The 18,426-nt window shown below is 69.2% G+C and carries 17 protein-coding genes; 11 read left to right on the top strand and 6 right to left on the bottom strand.

What is annotated here, in order from left to right; translation table 11 throughout:
* Nucleotides 1-34 precede the first annotated feature (34 nt).
* Entirely contained in the window at nucleotides 35-679 is a 645-nt protein-coding gene (locus tag LMA02_RS14215; RefSeq protein WP_228905703.1) for a hypothetical protein, read from the bottom strand.
* 564 nt (nucleotides 680-1,243) lie between these two features.
* On the opposite strand from LMA02_RS14215, the gene LMA02_RS14210 reads away from it, so the two are divergent.
* From LMA02_RS14210 to LMA02_RS14190, 5 genes are all read left to right on the top strand, one after another.
* Nucleotides 1,244-1,528, top strand: a complete 285-nt coding sequence (locus LMA02_RS14210; protein WP_006755109.1) for a phosphopantetheine-binding protein — start codon at nucleotides 1,244-1,246, stop codon at nucleotides 1,526-1,528.
* A gap of 107 nt (nucleotides 1,529-1,635) precedes the next feature.
* Complete coding sequence (gene fabG, locus LMA02_RS14205) at nucleotides 1,636-2,352, top strand: 3-oxoacyl-ACP reductase FabG (protein WP_228905702.1); 717 nt, start codon at nucleotides 1,636-1,638, stop codon at nucleotides 2,350-2,352.
* Nucleotides 2,353-2,449: 97 nt separating this feature from the next.
* Complete coding sequence (locus LMA02_RS14200; protein WP_228905700.1) at nucleotides 2,450-3,739, top strand: endoribonuclease L-PSP; 1,290 nt, start codon at nucleotides 2,450-2,452, stop codon at nucleotides 3,737-3,739.
* 125 nt (nucleotides 3,740-3,864) lie between these two features.
* Nucleotides 3,865-4,671, top strand: coding sequence for a glycosyltransferase family 2 protein (locus LMA02_RS14195; RefSeq protein ID WP_228905699.1), 807 nt, complete (start codon nucleotides 3,865-3,867; stop codon nucleotides 4,669-4,671).
* A 150-nt stretch (nucleotides 4,672-4,821) separates the two neighbouring features.
* The gene (locus LMA02_RS14190; RefSeq protein WP_006751965.1) at nucleotides 4,822-5,583 is read left to right on the top strand and encodes a M48 family metalloprotease; all 762 of its coding nucleotides are present in this window, start codon (nucleotides 4,822-4,824) and stop codon (nucleotides 5,581-5,583) included.
* Between the two features lie 113 nt (nucleotides 5,584-5,696).
* Here LMA02_RS14190 and LMA02_RS14185 read toward each other — a convergent pair whose 3' ends face one another.
* Genes LMA02_RS14185 through LMA02_RS14170 form a run of 4 tightly spaced genes read right to left on the bottom strand, consistent with a single transcriptional unit; the run spans nucleotide 5,697 to nucleotide 10,412 of the window.
* Nucleotides 5,697-7,397: a lactate permease LctP family transporter gene (locus LMA02_RS14185; RefSeq protein ID WP_228905698.1), complete on the bottom strand. Its 1,701-nt coding sequence runs from the start codon at nucleotides 7,395-7,397 to the stop codon at nucleotides 5,697-5,699.
* Between the two features lie 50 nt (nucleotides 7,398-7,447).
* Nucleotides 7,448-8,893, bottom strand: a complete 1,446-nt coding sequence (locus LMA02_RS14180; RefSeq protein ID WP_228905697.1) for a LutB/LldF family L-lactate oxidation iron-sulfur protein — start codon at nucleotides 8,891-8,893, stop codon at nucleotides 7,448-7,450.
* A complete protein-coding gene (locus LMA02_RS14175) occupies nucleotides 8,890-9,615 on the bottom strand; it encodes a LutC/YkgG family protein (RefSeq protein WP_228905696.1) in 726 nt (241 codons plus the stop codon). Before LMA02_RS14175 ends, LMA02_RS14180 begins: the two co-directional genes overlap by 4 nt.
* Nucleotides 9,612-10,412: a (Fe-S)-binding protein gene (locus LMA02_RS14170; RefSeq protein ID WP_228905695.1), complete on the bottom strand. Its 801-nt coding sequence runs from the start codon at nucleotides 10,410-10,412 to the stop codon at nucleotides 9,612-9,614. The genes LMA02_RS14175 and LMA02_RS14170 overlap by 4 nt, the downstream gene beginning before the upstream one ends.
* Before the next feature lie 140 nt (nucleotides 10,413-10,552).
* Between LMA02_RS14170 and LMA02_RS14165 the strand changes: the two genes are divergently transcribed.
* The 5 genes from LMA02_RS14165 to LMA02_RS14145 all read left to right on the top strand — a co-directional run bounded on the left by LMA02_RS14165 (nucleotide 10,553) and on the right by LMA02_RS14145 (nucleotide 15,900).
* On the top strand, nucleotides 10,553-11,266 hold the full coding sequence (locus tag LMA02_RS14165) for a FadR/GntR family transcriptional regulator (RefSeq protein WP_228907648.1): 714 nt from the start codon (nucleotides 10,553-10,555) through the stop codon (nucleotides 11,264-11,266).
* Nucleotides 11,267-11,470: 204 nt separating this feature from the next.
* Nucleotides 11,471-13,093 (top strand): phospholipase D family protein, encoded by a 1,623-nt coding sequence (locus tag LMA02_RS14160; protein ID WP_228905694.1) that lies wholly within the window; start codon nucleotides 11,471-11,473, stop codon nucleotides 13,091-13,093.
* A 244-nt stretch (nucleotides 13,094-13,337) separates the two neighbouring features.
* Nucleotides 13,338-14,111, top strand: a complete 774-nt coding sequence (locus LMA02_RS14155; protein ID WP_228905692.1) for a class II aldolase/adducin family protein — start codon at nucleotides 13,338-13,340, stop codon at nucleotides 14,109-14,111.
* Nucleotides 14,112-14,400: 289 nt separating this feature from the next.
* On the top strand, nucleotides 14,401-14,835 hold the full coding sequence (locus tag LMA02_RS14150) for a CHRD domain-containing protein (RefSeq protein ID WP_228905691.1): 435 nt from the start codon (nucleotides 14,401-14,403) through the stop codon (nucleotides 14,833-14,835).
* 102 nt (nucleotides 14,836-14,937) lie between these two features.
* Entirely contained in the window at nucleotides 14,938-15,900 is a 963-nt protein-coding gene (locus LMA02_RS14145; protein WP_228905690.1) for an alpha/beta hydrolase, read from the top strand.
* Here the strand turns inward: LMA02_RS14145 and LMA02_RS14140 are convergent.
* Nucleotides 15,870-16,712 (bottom strand): EcsC family protein, encoded by an 843-nt coding sequence (locus LMA02_RS14140; RefSeq protein ID WP_011657912.1) that lies wholly within the window; start codon nucleotides 16,710-16,712, stop codon nucleotides 15,870-15,872. The two genes, LMA02_RS14145 and LMA02_RS14140, sit on opposite strands and share 31 nt — an antisense overlap.
* A gap of 107 nt (nucleotides 16,713-16,819) precedes the next feature.
* Between LMA02_RS14140 and LMA02_RS14135 the strand changes: the two genes are divergently transcribed.
* Nucleotides 16,820-18,415, top strand: a complete 1,596-nt coding sequence (locus tag LMA02_RS14135; RefSeq protein WP_228905689.1) for an MDR family MFS transporter — start codon at nucleotides 16,820-16,822, stop codon at nucleotides 18,413-18,415.
* The last annotated feature ends 11 nt before the right edge of the window (nucleotides 18,416-18,426 follow it).

The raw sequence follows: 18,426 nt of genomic DNA, 5'->3' as shown, positions 1-18,426 counted from the left end.
GCGGCCGCGATGCGGTGCCGCGCCGGCCATGAATTCATCGTGACGGTTGCGTCGACGCGCGGTACGCGCGCACCGCGTCGACCATCCGCGGCCGCGCTTCGTGCGGCAGCGCGAAGCGCCGGCACGCATGCTCGGCGGCGAACATCACGGCGACGAGCGGCAGCGACAGATAGTTCGCGAACGTCGACCACGCGACGATCGGCGCGGTCGCGAACATCAGCGTCGACACGGCGGCGATCGCGACGAAGAACAGCGTCCACGCGAGCGTGATGCGCCGCGTGTAGCGCGCGACGGCCGGCGTGATCGTGCCGTGGATCATCGTCGCGAAACGCGTGCACAGCGGCACCTGGCCGGCCGCGAGCGTGCGGCCGAACAGCAGCGCCATCGCGAGGTTGAAGCTCGCGTGTTCCAGATACAGCCCCCATTCGAAATGGCGCGCGAGCGGGATGCGCGCGGCCCACAGCGCGGCGGTGATCAATAGCCACGCCGGCACGAGCCACGCGCGCCTCGGCGAGCGCCATGCCGCACCGAGCGCGAGCAGCAGCGGCGGCACGAGCGCCATCGCGAGGCCGAAGCCATGCGCGCCGGGCGTCGCGGCCGCGTAATGCGCGCCGACCTGGTACGCCGCCACCGCGGCGACCGCGCCGACGCCGCGCACGATGGCGAGCGGCGTGCTCATCGCGCCGCTCCAGGCGCGCGATGCGGGCGCGCATCGCCCCCGGCGGCCGCGGCAGGGCGGCGCACGGGCGGGCAAACGGCGGCGAGGCAAACGGACGGGCGCGGCATGGGTGCTGGAAACATCGGGCGTATCGGGGGCCGGACGCGTTCGTCGGGCCGTCAAACATCATATGAATGGCGGCCGGGACGCTTGTCCGGGCCGGCTGTCGTGCACGCCATTTTAGGGCCGCGGCGTGGCGGTTCGAGAGGGGCGCGGCCGGGTTTTGTAACCGAATGTATGGCAGCGCACTGACGCTTTCGCAACGGCGATCCATTTCCATCCGAAGCGGCTCAAGCGTCTGCTGCGATCGGGGCCCGAAACCGGCCGCGGCGCGGCCCTTCAGTCTGTAACCATTCGCGGTATACGCACCGATACCCATCGTCTAGAATCCGCGTAACTTTTACAAACGACCCCCAATAACGCAGGCGGGGAAGCCGGCAGACGCCGGAGGGACGGAGATTCGCGCGTGCTTCGCACGCGCCGGGCATGCATGACGGTTGCCGTTTCCGGGTGCCTCCCGCTGCCATGGGCCGCCTGCCCGCAAGCATGATGAACGCACTGGAACAAGAGCTCGCCACGCTGATCATCGGCGAATTGAATCTCGAAGACGTCCCGCTCGAAACGGTGACGGCCGGGACCCCGCTGTACGGCGAGGGCTTCGGGCTCGACTCCATCGACATCCTGGAAATCGCGCTGCTGATCTCGAAGAAATACGGCTTCGAGCTGCGCTCGGACAATCCGGACAACAAACAGATCTTCGCGACGCTCGGCGCGCTTGCCGCGTACGTCGCCGCGCATCGCACGAAGTGACGGGCGTACACGGCGCGGCACACAGATGATTACGGCACGCGGCGGCCGTCGCTGGACGACATGCCGCCGCGTCGATCGAGGTGAAACGCGATGAACGGAGCAATTCGATGCGGGCGCTCGTAACGGGCGGCAGCGGCGCACTCGGGCAGGCGATCTGCACGGCGCTCGCGCAGGCCGGTCACGAAGTCTGGGTGCACGCGAACCGGAACCTCGCGCAGGCGCAGGCGGTTGCGCAGCAGATCGTCGTGGCCGGCGGTACCGCGCACGCGATCGCGTTCGACGTGACCGATGGCGACGCGACGCTCGCCGCGCTCGCGCCGTTCGTCGACGACGCGCCGGTGCAGATCCTCGTCAACAACGCGGGCATTCACGACGACGCGCCGATGGCCGGCATGTCGCGCCAGCAATGGCACAGCGTGATCGACGTGACGCTCAACGGTTTTTTCAACGTCACGCAGCCGCTGTTGCTGCCGATGATCCGCACGCGGCGCGGACGGATCGTCAACATCGCGTCGGTCGCGGGCGTGACCGGCAACCGCGGACAGGTCAACTACGCGGCCGCGAAGGCGGGGCTGATCGGCGCGACGAAGTCGCTGTCGCTGGAGCTTGCGTCGCGCGGCATCACGGTGAACGCGGTCGCGCCCGGCATCATCGAATCGCCGATGGCCGACCATGCGTTTCCCGCCGAACGGATCAAGCAGCTCGTGCCGGCGCAACGCGCGGGCCGGCCCGACGAAGTCGCGGCGATGGTCGCGTATCTGGTATCCGATGCGGCCGCCTATGTGACGGGACAAGTGCTGTCCGTCAACGGCGGGCTCGCATGACGACGCGCGCAGCGTCGGCCTGACGCGAAGCAACGGCGCGCAACGCGGCGCGTGGCCCCGGTGCCGCGAGCCTGCGCCGCATAGTGAGGAAATCGAAGTGTCAGTGCATCCAGTCGACGCCGAACGGCGAGCGTGTTCCCTGTCGTCCGCCCCGACCGTGGTCGCGCCCGGACACACGGCAGCCGCGCCTGCCGCATCGCGAGCGGGCATCCCGCGCGCGGCGAACGGCGGCAGCCGTGCGCTGCGGCTCGCCCGGATCGATCACGCACGGCTGGCCGCGCTGCTGCACGCCGCGCAGCAGCGGGGCGACGCATTCGAGCACCTGTTTCCCGGTGCGCTGGGCGCGGTGTGCATCGGCGCGGCCGGCTCGCCGGCCGATGCGATGGCACGCATGCTCGCCGTCGCCGCGCCCGACCTGCCGCTCGCACCGGTGCCGATGACGCTGCTCGATGTCGGCGGCCACGCACGCGCCGGCGCGGTCTGCGAAATCTGGCAGTGCGACGCGCCCGACCTGCGCAGCGCGCGACACGGCCCGCTGCAGTATCGCTACAGCGAAACCGCGGGGCTCGTGTTCGGCAGCATCGTCGTGCAGGAAACGCAGGAAACGACCGACATGGATCGCGACGGCGGCACGCCGCTCGAACGCGCGACATACGATGCCTACCGCGCGCTGTTCGACGTGCTCGATACGCTCGGTCTCCCGCATCCGCTGCGGATCTGGAATACAGTGCCGGCGATCAATGCGCAGCAGTTCGGGATCGAACGCTATCGTCAGTTCAATATCGGCCGGCAGCGCGCGTTCGACGCGTGCCGCCGCGCGCTGACGGGCGGCGTGCCGGCCGCCTGCGCGCTCGGTTCGGTCGTGCCGGTCGCGGGCGACGCGCCGCCGGCCGCGCCGCTCGCGATCCATTTCATCGCGAGCCGCACGCCGGCCGATCCGGTCGAGAACCCGCGCCAGGTCAGCGCGTATCACTACCCGGCCGAGTACGGCCCGCGTGCCCCGACGTTCGCGCGCGCGGCCGCATGGACCGACGGCGCTGCGGCACCGCTGCTGTTCGTGTCGGGCACCGCCAGCATCGTCGGGCACCGCACCCTGCATCGTGGCGACGTCGTCGCGCAAACGCGCGAGACGATCGCGAACCTGACGGCCGTGCTCGAGCAGGCCGCGCGGCAGGGGCACGGCCCGTTCACGCTCGCGGACCTGAGCTATCGCGTCTACGTGCGCGACGCGGGGGATGCCGCGGCGCTCGCCGCGATCGAACGCGTGCTGCGCGATGCGGCCGGCTCCGACGTGCGGACCCTGTTCGTCCACGCGCACGTGTGCCGCGACGATCTGCTGGTCGAGATCGAGGCGAGCGCCGGCCATTCGCTGGAGCAACTGTCGTGAAGCGCGCGGGCCTGTCGCTGCGCGAACCGTCGCCGCATGCGGGCGACGTCGAGGAAGCCTGTCGGCGCTCACCCGCAGGTCATAAACTTTTGTCAGGATCATCGTCTTCGCAATCGGCCGTTCCCATGTCCAAGCTGCACGCCTCGTCCACCCATCTCGTGTTGATTCCGAGCTACAACCCGGGCATCAAGGTCGACACGACCGTGCGCAACGCCCGCGCGCAGTGGAACCCGGTGTGGGTCGTCGTCGACGGCAGCACCGACGGCAGCGCCGAGCGGCTGCAGGCGCTGGCCGAGCGCGATCCGGGGCTGCGCGTGATCGTCCTGCCGGAGAACCGCGGCAAGGGCGCGGCGGTGCTGGCCGGCCTCGACGCGGCCGCTGCGAGCGGCTTCACGCACGTGCTGACGATGGATTCCGACGGCCAGCATCCGGCCGAGCTGATTCCCGAATTCATGGCCGCCTCGCAGGCGAGCCCGGACGCGATGGTGCTGGGCCTGCCGAAGTTCGACGCGAGCGCGCCGCAACTGCGCGTGCAGGGCCGGCGGCTGTCGAACGGATGGGCCGACCTCGAGACGCTATGGGCCGGGATCGGCGATTCGCTGTACGGCTTTCGCGTGTATCCGGTCGCGCCGCTCGCCGCGATCATGCATCGGCAGCCGTGGATGCGCGGCTTCGACTTCGATCCGGAAGCGGCCGTGCGGCTGTGCTGGGCCGGCGTGCGGCCGATCCGCATCGAGGCGCCGGTGCGCTACTTCGGCGCGCACGAGGGCGGGGTGTCGCATTTCCACTACGGCCGCGACAACGCGCTGCTCGCGTGGATGCACCTGCGGCTGTTCGCCGGTTTCGTGGTGCGGCTGCCGATGCTGGCCGCGCGGCGGCTGATGCGCCGGCCGCGTTCCGCGTTCAGCCGGTCGCACGGCCGCGGCGATTGACTACCCTTTTGTCAGCAATCCGTTAAGCAATCGCGCCGTTCATGCCGTATCGGTCGGTAATCAACCTGTCATTCGATGTAAACATCTGGTAATTTTCTGCCGGATTATGCAAAATCGCCGCTCCCAACTACAACTACCGAGGGATCCGGGATGCATATCAAGAAAGCGGCGGCAGCATGTGGCATGGCGTTCCTGTTGAGCGCATGCGGCGGCGTGCAGAATCTCGACGCGAACAGCCTGACGTCGGCGGGGACCAACCTGTACAAGGCGGCGACGCTGTCGGACAGCGACATCGCGGCACTGTCGAACGACTCGTGCAAGACGAGCGACGCCGAATCGAAGATCGCCGCGCCGAACAGCGCGTACGCGAAGCGCCTGACGAAGGTGATGAAGGGCTTCGGCGACATGACGCTGAACGGCCAGAAGATCAACTACAAGGTCTACATGACCAAGGACGTCAACGCGTGGGCGATGGGCAACGGCTGCGTGCGCGTGTACAGCGGCCTGATGGACATGATGAACGACGACGAACTGCGCGGCGTGATCGGTCATGAAATGGGCCACGTCGCACTGGGTCACTCGAAGAAGGCGATGCAGACCGCCTACGCGGTCAGCGCGGCGCGCACCGCGGCCGGCGCGGCATCGCCGGGCGTCGCGACCCTGACGAGCTCGCAGCTCGGCGACATCACCGAGAAGTTCATCAACGCGCAGTTCTCGCAGACGCAGGAAAGCGCGGCCGACGACTACTCGTTCGACCTGATGAAGCAAAAGAGCATGAACCAGAAGGGCCTCGTCACCGCGTTCCAGAAACTCGCGCAGCTCGATGGCGGCAAGAGCTCGATGATGAGCTCGCACCCGTCGTCGTCGAGCCGTGCGCAGCACATCCAGGATCGCATCGCGAAGGGCAGCTGATCGCCGATCGAGGCGCCGGCTTCGTCCGGCGCCCCGGATGAACAAAACCCCACGCTCTTTCGGGCGTGGGGTTTTGTTTTTCGGGGGCTCCGGAAAGCGGCCGCGCCGCTTGCTTACGGCACCATCCCCGGCAGCACGTAGGCCTGCACGAGCGTGATCAGGCCGACGATCACCGCGAACAGCAGGCTGTGGCGCACCGTGAAGCGGAACAGATCGGACTCCTTGCCGACCAGGCCGGTCGCCGCGCATGCCACCGCGATCGACTGCGGCGAGATCATCTTCGCGGTTACGCCGCCCGTCGTGTTCGCGGCGACCGCGAGCGTCTCGGGCACGCCGAGCTGGTGCGCGGTCGCTTGCTGCAGCGAGCAGAACAGCGCGTTGGACGACGTGTCCGAGCCGGTCAGGAACACGCCGAGCCAGCCGAGGAACGGCGAGAAGAACGGGAACGCGGCGCCGGTCCCGGCCAGCATCAGCGCGAGCGTCGACGACATCCCCGAGTAATTCGCGACGAACGCGAATGCGAGCACGAGGCCGATCGACAGGATCGGGCGCGTGAGTTCCTTCAGTGTCTCGCCGAACGTGACGAGCGCGTCGCGCGGCTTCATGCGCAGCAGCGCCATCGAGATCAGCGCGGTCACGAGGATCGCGCTGCCCACCGCCGACACGAGGTCGAGCTTCAGCACCGCGTCGAGTGCCTTCGGCGTCGCGGCGATCGGCGCGGTCTTCACGACGAGTTGGTCGAGCCCGGCCACGTGGAACTTCAGGACGGTCGACGCGAGCGCGCCGTGCGCGGCGAACAGCGCCTTGAACGGCGCGATGCTCCACACGGTGACGACGGCCGTCAGGATCAGGAACGGCGACCACGCGCGCACGGTCTGCGCGAGCGTGTACGGCGACGCCTGGCGGCTTGCGCCCGAACCGTTGCCGCCCGCGCCGAACCCCGCGAGCGCCGCGCCGCCGCCGGACGCGACGAGGCCGCCTGCCGTCTGCTTCGCGCTGCTCGGCTGCCACACCTTCAGGAACACGGCCAGCGACACGAGGCTGACGAGCGACGACGTGATGTCCGGCAGCTCGGGCCCGATGTGGTTCGACGTGAAGTACTGCGTGATCGCGAAGCTGCCGCCCGCGACGAGCGCGGCGGGCCACGTCTGGCGCACGCCGCGCAGCCCGTCCATCATGAACACGAGCCAGAACGGCACCGCGAGCGACAGCAGCGGCAACTGGCGGCCGGCCATCGCGCCGATGTGGAGCGGGTCGATGCCCGTCACCTGCCCGGCCACGATGATCGGAATGCCCATCGCGCCGAACGCGACCGGCGCGGTGTTCGCGATCAGGCACAGTCCGGCCGCGTGCAGCGGCTTGAAGCCGAGGCCGACGAGCAGCGCGGCCGTGATCGCGACGGGCGCGCCGAAGCCGGCGGCGCCTTCGAGGAACGCGCCGAACGAGAAGCCGATCAGCAGCATCTGCAGCCGCTGGTCGTCGGTGATCGACAACACCGAGGCGCGGATGATGTCGAATTGGCCGGTCTTCACGACGATCTTGTAGAGGAACACGGCCGCGACGATGATCCACGCGATCGGCCACAGGCCGTACGCGAAGCCGAAGCCGGCCGCCGCGAGCGCCTGCGGCACGGGCATCCCGTACGCGAGGATCGCGACGCCGAGCGACAGCAGCAGCGTGATCGCCGCGGCCACGTGCCCCTTCATCCGGAGGGCGGCGAGCGCGATGAAAAAGAAGATGATCGGAATTGCGGCGACGAACGCCGACAGCCCGAGGCTGCCGAGCGGCGTGTAGATCTGATGCCAAACCTGCATGGTTGTCTCCTCCATGGATTTATCGGGGTACGGGTTTGAAAGCGGGGTGTCTATTCGGGCTGGCCGCGCGCGCGCAGCAGGTCGGACAGGCTGCGCGGCGCCGGCGCGAGCGGCGTGCGATGCTGCGTCCAGCCCAACTGCTTCGCGGGCGTCAGCGCGCGCAGCCGGGTCGCGGTCCAGCGGAACGCGCGATACGCGCGCGGATGCGCGAACGCGCCCGACCAGAAGCGCCACACGAGGTCTTCCGCGCGGTTGTAGTTCGCGCCCTGGCCGCGCAGCGGATGCGCGACGGGTTCGTCGGGCTTGCGGTTCGCCTCGGTGCGCAGCCGCACCAGCAGCTGCGGGATCGGAATCCGGACCGGGCACACCTCACCGCACGCGCCGCATAGCGTCGACGCGGTCGGCAGGTCGGCCGTCGCGTCGAGGCCGAGCAGGTGCGGCGAGATGATCTTGCCGATCGGGCCGGGATAGGTCGTCCCGTAGGCGTGGCCGCCGATGCGCGTATAGACGGGACAATGGTTCATGCACGCGCCGCAGCGGATGCACTGCAGCGTCGCGCGCAGCTGTTCGTCCGCGTAGGCCTGCGTGCGGCCGTTGTCGAGCAGCACGAGATGCAGCTCGCGCGGGCCGTCGCGCTCGCCGTCGCGGCGCGGGCCCGAGATCAGGTTGAAGTAGGTCGTGATCGCCTGGCCGGTGGCCGAACGCGTCAGCAGGCTCGACAGCGGCACGATGTGCTCGAGCTTCTCGACGACCTTCTCGATCCCCATGATCGCGACGTGCGTGTCGGGTACGGTGGTCGACAGCCGGCCGTTGCCCTCGTTCTCGACGAGCCACAGCGTGCCCGTGTCGGCCGCCGCGAAGTTCACGCCGGACAGGCCGATGTCGGCCTGGGCGAACGCGCGGCGCAGCGCGCGCCGGCCAGTCTGGATCAACTCGTCGACGTCCTCCGTGTAGCGCGTGCCCGGGATGTGCTGCTCGAACAGCTCGGCGATGTCGCCGCGCGTCTTGTGGATCGCCGGCATCACGATGTGCGACGGCTTCTCGCCCGCGAGCTGCACGATGAACTCGCCCATGTCGGACTCGATGCAGTCGACGCCGTGATCCGCGAGGTAATGATTCAGCTCGATTTCCTCGCTCGCCATCGACTTGCCCTTGATCACGCGGCGCGCGTGGTTCGCTTGCGCGATGCCGAGCACGATCGCGTTCGCGTCGGCGGCCGTCTCGGCCCAGTGCACCTGCACGCCGGCGGCGGTGAGCTTTGCCTCCAGCCGCTCGAGCAGCGCGGGCAGTTGCGCGAGCGCGTGCTGCCGCACGGCTTCGCCGAGATCGCGCAGCTGCTGCAGCTCGGTGTCGTCGGGGAACTGGGTCGCGCGCTTGCCCTGCAGGAAGTCCATCGCGCCGCGAAAGCTTTGGCGCAGCGCGGGATCGTCGAGCGCGGCGCGCGCACGGGCCTTGAAGTCGCCGGGGGCGACGAATTGCAGCGGTTGGTCGCTCATCGCGGCAGGTCCTCGCAGGCGGTTGCGGTCGGTTCGGCGGCCGGTTCGGTGACGATCACGACCCAGAGGTGGCGCGGGCCGTGTGCGCCGTACGCGAGGGTCTGCTGGATATCGGACGTCTTCGACGGGCCCGACACCAGCACGACATTGGTCGGCATGCCGGCGTGCCAGCGCTCCGCGTGCACGGCCGCGTGAAGGTCGGCATGCAGCGTGTTCGCATGGACGAGCGCGACGTGCAGCGGCGGCACCAGCGACACCGTGCGCGGCGTGCCGGCATCGGGCGCGAGTACCACGGTGCCGGTCGTCGCGATGCCCGAGCGCGCGACGGTGAAGCCCGCGTCGATCGTGTCGAACAGCTCGGCTTTCCACGCATCGATCGGCCGGTCGAACGGCACCGGCGCGACCGCGTCGGGCAGCGCCCGCGCGAGCGCCGCGGATTCGGGGCGGGCCGGGTCCAGCAGCAGGCGGCGCACGCCGGCGTCGGCGAGACGCGCGGCAAGCTGCGCGGGCCACGCGTCGGCGCTGGCGCACCAGACGTCGGCATGCGACGCGGCGAGCGCGGCCTGCATCGTCTGCGCGAGCGCAAGCGGGTCGGGTGCGGCCGGCGCGCGCCGCGCGGCGTAATGCGTGTCGATGCGCGCATCGAGCGCCGGTGCGGCGTTCGTGGCGACACCGGGCGCGGCGGCGCGCAGGCGCGCGAGGATGGCGTCGCGCGCGCTCATTGCGAATCCCCGCGCAGCGAGCCGGCACCTACCGTGCGGCGCCACAGGAAGCTCGCGAGATGCTCGACGGGCAGCGCGGCGCCGGCCTTCTCGGCCGCGTGACCGATGTTCAGCAGGCAGCCGCAGTCCGCCGACACGAGCCGCTCGCAACCCGTCGCGCAGGCCGATGCGACCTTGTCGCTCACCATCGCGCCGGAGATGTCGGGATGTTTCAGCGAGAACGTGCCGCCGAAGCCGCAGCATTCGGATTCGCGTTCGTGTTCGATGCGCGTGACGCCCGGCAGCGCGTCGACGAGCGCGACGCCGTGCACGCGGGTGCCCATCTCGCGGCGGGCCGCGCACGACGTGTGCAGGACCACGCGTTCGTCCGGGCCGGCGTTCGCGGTGACGGCGTCGAGCCGCACGTCGAGCACATGGACGAGAAATTCGGCGAGTTCATAGGTGCGCTCCGCGATCGCGCGGGCCTTCGGGCCGTGCACGGGATCGTCGGCGAACAGCGCCGGCCAATGGTGCCGGATCATGCCCGCGCAGGAGCCGGACGGCACGATCACCGGCCAGGGCTCGGCGAACAGGTCGAGCTGCGCGGCCGCGACGCGGCGTGCCTCGTCGGGATTGCCGCTGCTGTAGGCAGGCTGCCCGCAGCAGCTCTGGCCGCGCGGATAGTGCACGGTCAGACCTTCGCGTTCCAGCAGGCGCACCGTGTCGAGCCCGGCTTCGGGGACGAACAGGTCGACCAGGCAGGTCGCGAACAGGTAGACGTGCGCGGGGGCGGCGGTGGGGTAGTGCCTTTCGTTCATGTCTCGCTCCAGGGGCGGCGGCCCGGCATGCACATGCGGGACGACGATTTCGCTTTCGCTGCATAATTCCCGCGACGACGCCGAAGCTCAAATTGGTTGGGCCAATCGGCGCGACGGGTATGGCGGATAGGGAGACGGTGATGGCGGCGATGACGGCACGGGGCCGGACCGAAGTGGTGATGCGCAAGATCGAGACGGCGTTGCTCGACGGCACGTGGCAGGCCGGCGCGCGGCTGCCGGCCGAGCGCGTGCTCGCGCAGCAGTACGGCGTCGCGCGCAATACGGTGCGCGAGGCGACTCAGCGGCTCGTCGCGCGCGGGCTGCTGCAGAGCCGGCGCGGCGCGGGCGTGTACGTGACGGACCAGTTGCGCGCGGGCATCGCGTCGCCGTGGGGTCAGCTGGTCGCCGACCACCCGGCGTTGCGCGACGACATTCTCGAATTCCGTCGCGTGCTCGAAGGCGCGACCGCGTATTTCGCGGCGCTGCGCGCCGACGCGAACGACCGGCGCCGGATCCGCAACCTGCTGCGCGAGCTCGAAACCGCGCACGCGAACGACGATGCGGCCGTCGAGGCGTCGGCCGACGCGAAGCTGCACGAGGCGATCGCGCTCGCGTCGCACAACACGATGTTCCTGCACCTGCACACGAGCGTGATCGGGATGCTGCGCGAGCACATCTCGATCAACGTCGCGGGGATGACGACGCACGAGCAGGCATCGGAGCTGCTGCTGCAGCAGCACCGGGTGGTCTGCGACGCGATCTGCGCGCAGCGGCCCGAGGAGGCGCGCACCGCGATGCAGACGCATATCGACTACGTGCGCAGCCACTTCGAGCGAAGCGGCGACGCGCCGTGAGATTGGTTGGACCATGGCCGCCCCAGGCCGCCGTGCCGGGCGCGCGCCGCGGGCGACGCGCGTTTGGCTGCTGCGCGGCGCCGCCTGCGCCGGCCGCGCGATTGACCGGTTCATCCGGCGCCCACTAGAATCGGCTGGAACCGCCTGTCAGCCGCGCGCCGCGGCGATCGCGGACCCGTTGATCCGCCTGTCGAGGAAGCTTCCGTGCTTACGTCTTTGATTCGGCGCGCGCCGGCCGCGCTGTCGTGGCGCGCCGTGTGCCGCCCGGCCCGCGCGCTGATCGTCTGCGCGCTGCTGCCGCTCGTCGCCTGCGCGACGCACCCGCCCGCCACCTCGCTCGATCGCCCCGTCTCCCACGCGTTGTCTGCCGATACCGCGACCCCGCTGCGCGATGCGCTGGCCGCGCCGGAAGCCGCGCATGCGGGGCAGTCGGGCTTCCGGTTGCTGGCCGACGGCGCCACCGCATTGCAGATGCGCATCGCGCTCGCGCGCGCGGCGACGAAGACGCTCGACATGCAGTACTACATCGCGACCGAGGATACGACCGGCAAGCTGCTGCTCGGCGCGGCGCTGTACGCGGCCGATCGCGGCGTGCGCGTGCGGATGCTGGTCGACGACCTGAACTTCCACGACATCGACCGCGTGATGGCCGCGCTGAATACGCACCAGAACATCGAGATCCGCGTGTTCAACCCGTTCGGCGCGTCGCAGCGCGGCGTGGCCGAGCGCACGGCCAACTTCTTCACGCGGATCGACAGCTTCACGCGCCGGATGCACAACAAGGCGATGATCGCGGATAACCAGCTCGCGATCGTCGGCGGCCGCAATCTCGGCGACGAATACTTCAGCGCGAGCCCGACGCTGCAGTTCCGCGATCTCGACGTGCTCGCGGCCGGCCCCGTGACGAACGACATCTCGAAGAGCTTCGACGACTACTGGGCGAGCGCGAGCAGCTATCCGCTGCGCGCGCTGAATCATCAGAAGTTCGATCCGAAGGATCTCGACGCGATGCGCGACGAGCTGCGCGACCACTGGCGCAAGAACGCCGATCCGTACAACGCGAAGCCGCTGAACGCGACGCCGCTCGCGCAGCAGATCGCGCGCAACGAACTCGAACTCGTGTGGGCGCCGGCCGAATTCAAGGTCGATGCGCCGGACAAGGTCGCGCGGCCGACCGACACGTACGTGAGCCCGCCGATGCAGCGCCTGGCCGAGCTGACGCGCGGCGCGCGCAAGGAATTCCTCGCGTTCTCGCCGTACTTCGTGCCGCACGACGCCGGCGTGAAGATCCTCGGCGATACGACCGCGCGCGGCGTGCGCGTCGCGATCGTGACGAATTCGCTCGCGGCGACCGACGCGGTCGCGGTGCAGGCCGGCTATGCGCCTTATCGCGTCCCGTTGCTGCAGCGCGGCGTCGAGCTGTACGAATTCAAGGCGCAGCCGGACCAGCAGCCGACCCGGCTGTTCGGCTCGCGCTCGCGGGCGAGCCTGCATGCGAAGGCGTACGTGATCGACCGGCAAATCCTCGTGATCGGGTCGCTGAACCTCGACCCGCGCTCGGCGCACCTCAACACCGAGCTCGCGCTCGTGATCCACAGCCCGGTGCTCGCGCAGCAGGCCGCGGCGATCTTCGCGCGCGTGACGCAGCCCGACGAAAGCTATCGCGTCACGCTCGCGAAGCAGACTGACGGCGGCCGGCCCGCGCTCGAATGGACCGGCGTCGACGACGGTCAGCCGGCCACCTATCACGTCGATCCGCATGCCGGGCTGAAGCGCAACGTGATGACCGGCATCTTCATGTTGCTGCCGGTCGACGACCAGTTGTAAGGGCCGGAACGACTCAGGCCAAACCCGCGATTCCGGTGCGCGGGGAAAGGTGATATGGTTGTGTGCGCAACGATATACGCATCGTGACGGCACCGGCGGACGGCTCGCGCAATGCGGGCCGGACCGGCGCCGAACGACGCCGAACGAGCCGCCACGCAGCCCGCGCCGCGTGCGACGCCACCAGACGACCGACGATGCGTGCAGCCGCCCGCGCGGCCACGCCAGTCCGCCACCGGAGTGCCCCATGCAACGTGTACCGAACCAGCCGTTCACGCGTCCCGCCCGTTTCTCCGACGCCGAATGGCAGGCGCGCGTGCAGCTCGCGGCCGCCTACCGGATCTTCGACCATCTCGGCTGGACCGAGCTGATCTACAACCATATCTCGCTGCGCGTGCCGGGCGAGGACGGCCATTTCCTGATCAATCCGTTCGGGCTCCATTACCGTGAGGTATGCGCGTCGAACCTCGTGAAGATCGACATCGACGGCAACGTGATCGGCCATTCCGACTGGCCGATCAACCCGGCGGGCTTCACGTTCCACAGCGCGATCCATGCGGCGCTGCCCGACGCGCACTGCGTGATGCACGTGCATACGACGCCGACGATGGCCGTGTGCTGCTCGCGCGACGGGCTGTCGTTCTCGAACTTCTATTCGGCGCAGCTGTACGGGAAGATCGCGTATCACGATTTCGAGGGCATCACCGTGCATCTCGAGGAAGGGCGGCGCATCGTCGAGAGCGCCGGCGGGCGGCCCGTGCTGCTGCTGCGCAACCACGGGCCCGTGACGATCGGTGCGACGCTCGCGCAGACCTTCTCGCTGATGTGGCTGCTCAATCGCGCGTGCGAGGTGCAGGTCGCGACCCATGCGATCGGCGACGCACTGCCGATCGCGCCGCCGGTGCTCGAGGGCTGCGTGCGCGATTCGCTGAATTTCGATCCGAAGCACGGTGCGGGGCAGGACGCTTTCGACGCATTGCAGCGCATCGTCGATCGCATCGATCCCGGCTATCGCGCGTGATGCAGGCGGCGCGCGCCGGTGACGATGCGCGCATGCCGTGCAGGCAAAAAAAACGCGGCCGGATGGCCGCGTGAATACTCGCAGACTCCTTCGGACGAAGGAAACAAGCAACTGTGAGACGAAGTGTAGCGAAAGGCCGTGCGCGGATTCAGGGCTCCCGCTGCAAAGGTCTCTTCCAGGTTCCGGCAGGCTCGCCGACGACGCGCGGGGCTGCCGGATCGGCGGCGATCGACTACCATCATGTCACGTCCCCGTCCGGGTGGCGTACCACGTCGTTCAAGGAGGATTCATGCCGAAGCTGCGTTTGCTCCAGGTGGCGTTGCTCGCGGGCGTGCTGGCCGCCGGCGGTGCCGCTGCCGAAACGGTGCGCCTGTCCGCCAACCTGCAGCCGTCGAGCGAAGTGCCGCCCACCGCGACGAAGGGCTCCGGCGCCGTCGACGCCACCTACGACACCGCCACCCACATGCTGCATTGGACGGCGAAGTACGAACACCTCACGGGGCCGGCGACCGCCGCGCACTTCCACGGGCCCGCGCCGGTCGGCCAGAACGCCGGCGTGCAGGTGCCGGTCCCGAAGGACGAGCTCGCGAGCCCGATGAAGGGCGCGAAGGAGCTCACCGACGCGCAGGTGACCGACCTGATGGGCGGCAAGTGGTACTTCAACGTGCACACGAAGGAGCATCCGTCCGGCGAGATCCGCGGCCAGATGATGCCGGCGAACTGAGCCGGCCACGCGCGCGCCGGCGTTTGATATAGAGGCTCCCGTCGAGCGGCGCGGCGGCGATCGCACGTACCATCGTCACACTGCGATGACGGAGTATGTTCGATGAGTTGGCAAAGCAAGTTCGCGTGCTGGCTGCTGCGCTGGCAGTTTCGTCCCGAGACCACGCGCCCGGTGCTCGATCCTGCCCGCGCGCGGCGCTTCACCGACCTGAGAATGATCGTGCCGCGTCGCGCGCCGGCGGGCTACCGGCTGCGCGAGTGCTACGGTCCCGGCGACGCGCCGCTGCGGGGCGAATGGCTCGAACGCACCGACGCCGTCGCCGCTCGCGGGCCCGGCCGCACGCTGCTGTATTTCCATGGCGGCGGCTACTACTTCTGTTCGACGAAAACCCATCGGCCGCTCGTGTTCGGCCTCACGAAGCGCGCGGGCGTGCGCTCCTTCTCGCTCGACTATCGGCTCGCACCCGAAAACCGCTTCCCGGCCGCGCTCGACGACGCACTGGCCGCCTACCGGCAATTGCTCGCGCTCGGCACGCCGCCCGAATCGATCGTGTTCGGCGGCGATTCGGCAGGCGGCGGCCTCGCGCTCGCGACGCTCGTTGCGCTGCGCGATCGCGGCGAACCGTTGCCGGCCGGCGCGATCCTGTTCTCGCCGTGGACCGACCTGGCCGGCACGGGCGGCACGATGCGCAGCAACGACGGCCCCGACCCGATGTTCGCGGGCGCGGCGCTGCCGAAGGCGGCGAAGCTGTATCTGGGAGATGCCTCGGCGACGCATCCGTACGCGTCGCCGTTCTATGCGGATTTCACCGGGCTGCCACCGCTCTTTATCCAGGTCGGCAGCACCGAGGTGCTGCTCGACGATTCGCGCCGCGTGGCCGACAAGGCGAAGGCGGCCGGCGTGCCGGTGGAGATCGAGGTGTGGCCCGACATGCCGCACGTGTGGCAGCTGTACGCGCCGATGGTGCCCGAGGCGCGCGACGCGCTCGACCGGGCGGCCGCGTTCCTGCGCCGCGTCGCGGTCGAGCGCGCGGTTCAGCGCGTCGGCGAGCCGTCGATCGCCTGATACGCGGCTTTCACGGCCACCGAGCCGTATTTGCGCTCGAGCCGGCGCACGGTGAAGTGGCCGTGCGCCATCTGCTGGAAGTGGTCGATGAACAGCGTGTTGACGGTCGCGCCGAGCACCGCGCCGATCGCCGGGATCGACTTCGCGGCCATCTGCTCGGTGACCTGCACCGAGAAGCGTGACGCGACCGTCTGCACGAGCTTGAACACGGCCGCCGAGCTGTGCGCGGCGATCCCTTTCGTCGTGATGTCCGACGACGCCTTCGAAATCGCCTGCGCGAGCGCGCCGCGCAGCACGAAATAGCCGAGATCGGCGTCCTCTTCGTCCTTGTCCGGGTTGCCGCCCATGCCGAGCACGGCCAGGCACTGCAGCTGCGTATCCACCGACCCAAGGTCCTCGCCCTCGCTGCGCGCGATGTCGCAGACCGAGCGGAAGATCAGCGTCGTCGTCACCGGCAGCTCGACCGGCAGCGCGAGGAAGCCGAATGCGCCGCCCGCCGCGCCTGTGGTCGCGACCGCGAGCTTGTGCAGCAGATTGCTTGGCTTGTCCGGCTCGGCATCGGGCGTCTGCGGCTTGCCGAGCGTGCGCAGCGCGATGTTCAGGCACTTGCGCAACGCGAGCTGCGTCGCGTCGTTGATCTTGCCGGTCGCGAAGTCCGGCAGCCGCGCGATCATCTTCTCGACCGGCGCGCCCAGCATGCCCGTCAGCTTCATCGTCAGCGACGGGCTTTCCAGCACCTGCTTCGCGCGCCGCAGGGCGTCCTGATCTTCCGGCGACAGCGTCGCGGCAGGCGTGATTGAAATCGGTTCCATCTTTCTCCTTGGCGGCCGGGGCGGGTTGAACCGTCGCCAGCCTAGATTACTCCGGCGTGCTAGAATTTTGAGATTGTTTGACTCGTCAAAAGTTGCATCAGCAAAAAATGGCCGTCCATACTGCCGCCCACCATTCGAGCGGGCAAGTCCTGCCGTTCCGTGAATCGCTGCTGGCGATGATCGGGATCTCGTTCGTCACCATGCTCGTCGCGCTCGACCAGACGGTCGTCGGCACCGCGTTGCCGACCATCGTCGCCGAACTCAGGGGCTTCGACCTGTACGCGTGGGTCGCGACCTCGTACCTGCTCAGTTCCGTGATCACCGTGCCGATCTTCGGCCGCCTCGGCGACTATTACGGCAGAAAGCCGTTTGTCGTCGTGTCGATCGTCGTGTTCACCTGCGCGTCGGTGCTGTGCGGAATGGCGAACGACATGCTGTACCTGGTGCTCGCGCGCGGGCTGCAGGGGATCGGCGGCGGGATGCTGGTCGGCACCGCGTTCGCATGCATTCCCGACCTGTTCCCCGATTCCGTCGTGCGGCTGCGCTGGCAGGTGCTGATGAGTTCCGCGTTCGGCATCGCGAACGCGGTCGGGCCGTCGCTCGGCGGGATCCTGACCCAGTCGTTCGGCTGGCGCTCGGTGTTCTACGTCAACCTGCCGGTCGGCCTGCTGTCGCTGTTCTTCGTGTGGCGCTACCTGCCGCACCTGCGGCATGTCGAGCACGACCGCAAGATGCGGCTCGACTGGCCCGGCGCGCTGCTGATCGCGCTGTCGCTCGGCGCGCTGCAGCTGTTCGTCGAATGGCTACCGAAGTACGGCGTCATGAGCTGGGCGTCGCTGCTGCTGGTCGTCGCGGTCGGCGCCGGCGTCGGGTTGTGGCGTTGGGAGAAGCGCTGCGCGCAGCCGATCCTGCCGTTCGACATGTTCGGCAACCGCGCGCTGTCGGCGCTGTTCGTGCTCGCGATCCTCGCCGGCTTCTCGATGTTCTCGCTGCTGTTCTACGCGCCGCTGCTGTTCCAGGGCGGCTTCGGGATGTCGCCGAAGGAGGCGGGGCTCGTGATCACGCCGCTCGTCGTGTTCATCACGATCGGCAGCATCATGAACGGCCGCGTCGTCACGCGCATCCGCAATCCGAACGCCATGCTGCACGTCGGTTTCGTGCTGTTCGCGATCACATGCGCGGGCATCGTCGTGTCGACGCACGCGACGCCGACCTGGATGCTGATGGCGCTGATGGTCGCCGGCGGCATCGGTCTCGGTTTCGTGCTGCCCAACCTCACCGTGTTCGCGCAGCAGACGGCCGGCCGCGAGCACCTCGGCATCGCGACCGCGCTGCTGCAGTCGCTGCGGATGGTCGGCGGGATGCTCGGCACGGCGCTGACGGGCACGCTCGTCAACCAGATGTATTCGAGCGGCGTGCGCGATGCGCTGTCGGGCGACCACGCGCTGCAATGGCATGCGCGGCTCGCCGATCCGCAGATCCTGATCGACCGCGCCGCGCAAGGCGGTCTCGTCGCGGAGCTGACCCGCGCCGGGCATAATGGCGCGCTGCTGCTGGAAGCGGCCCGCGAATCGCTGGTCGGCGCGATTCACCTGGGGGTCGCGATGGCGGCCGTCGTCGCCGTGGTGTCGGTGTGGCAGTGCCGCCGCGTCCCGCCGATCGCGCTGCGGCACAAGATCGAGCCGCATGTCGCGGCCGATTGACCGATTCAACG

Source organism: Burkholderia sp. B21-005 (assembly GCF_020843965.1).
Lineage (GTDB): Bacteria > Pseudomonadota > Gammaproteobacteria > Burkholderiales > Burkholderiaceae > Burkholderia > Burkholderia ambifaria.
Note: the sequence above shows the minus strand (reverse complement) of the source record. Positions and strands in the feature narration are given on the sequence as shown.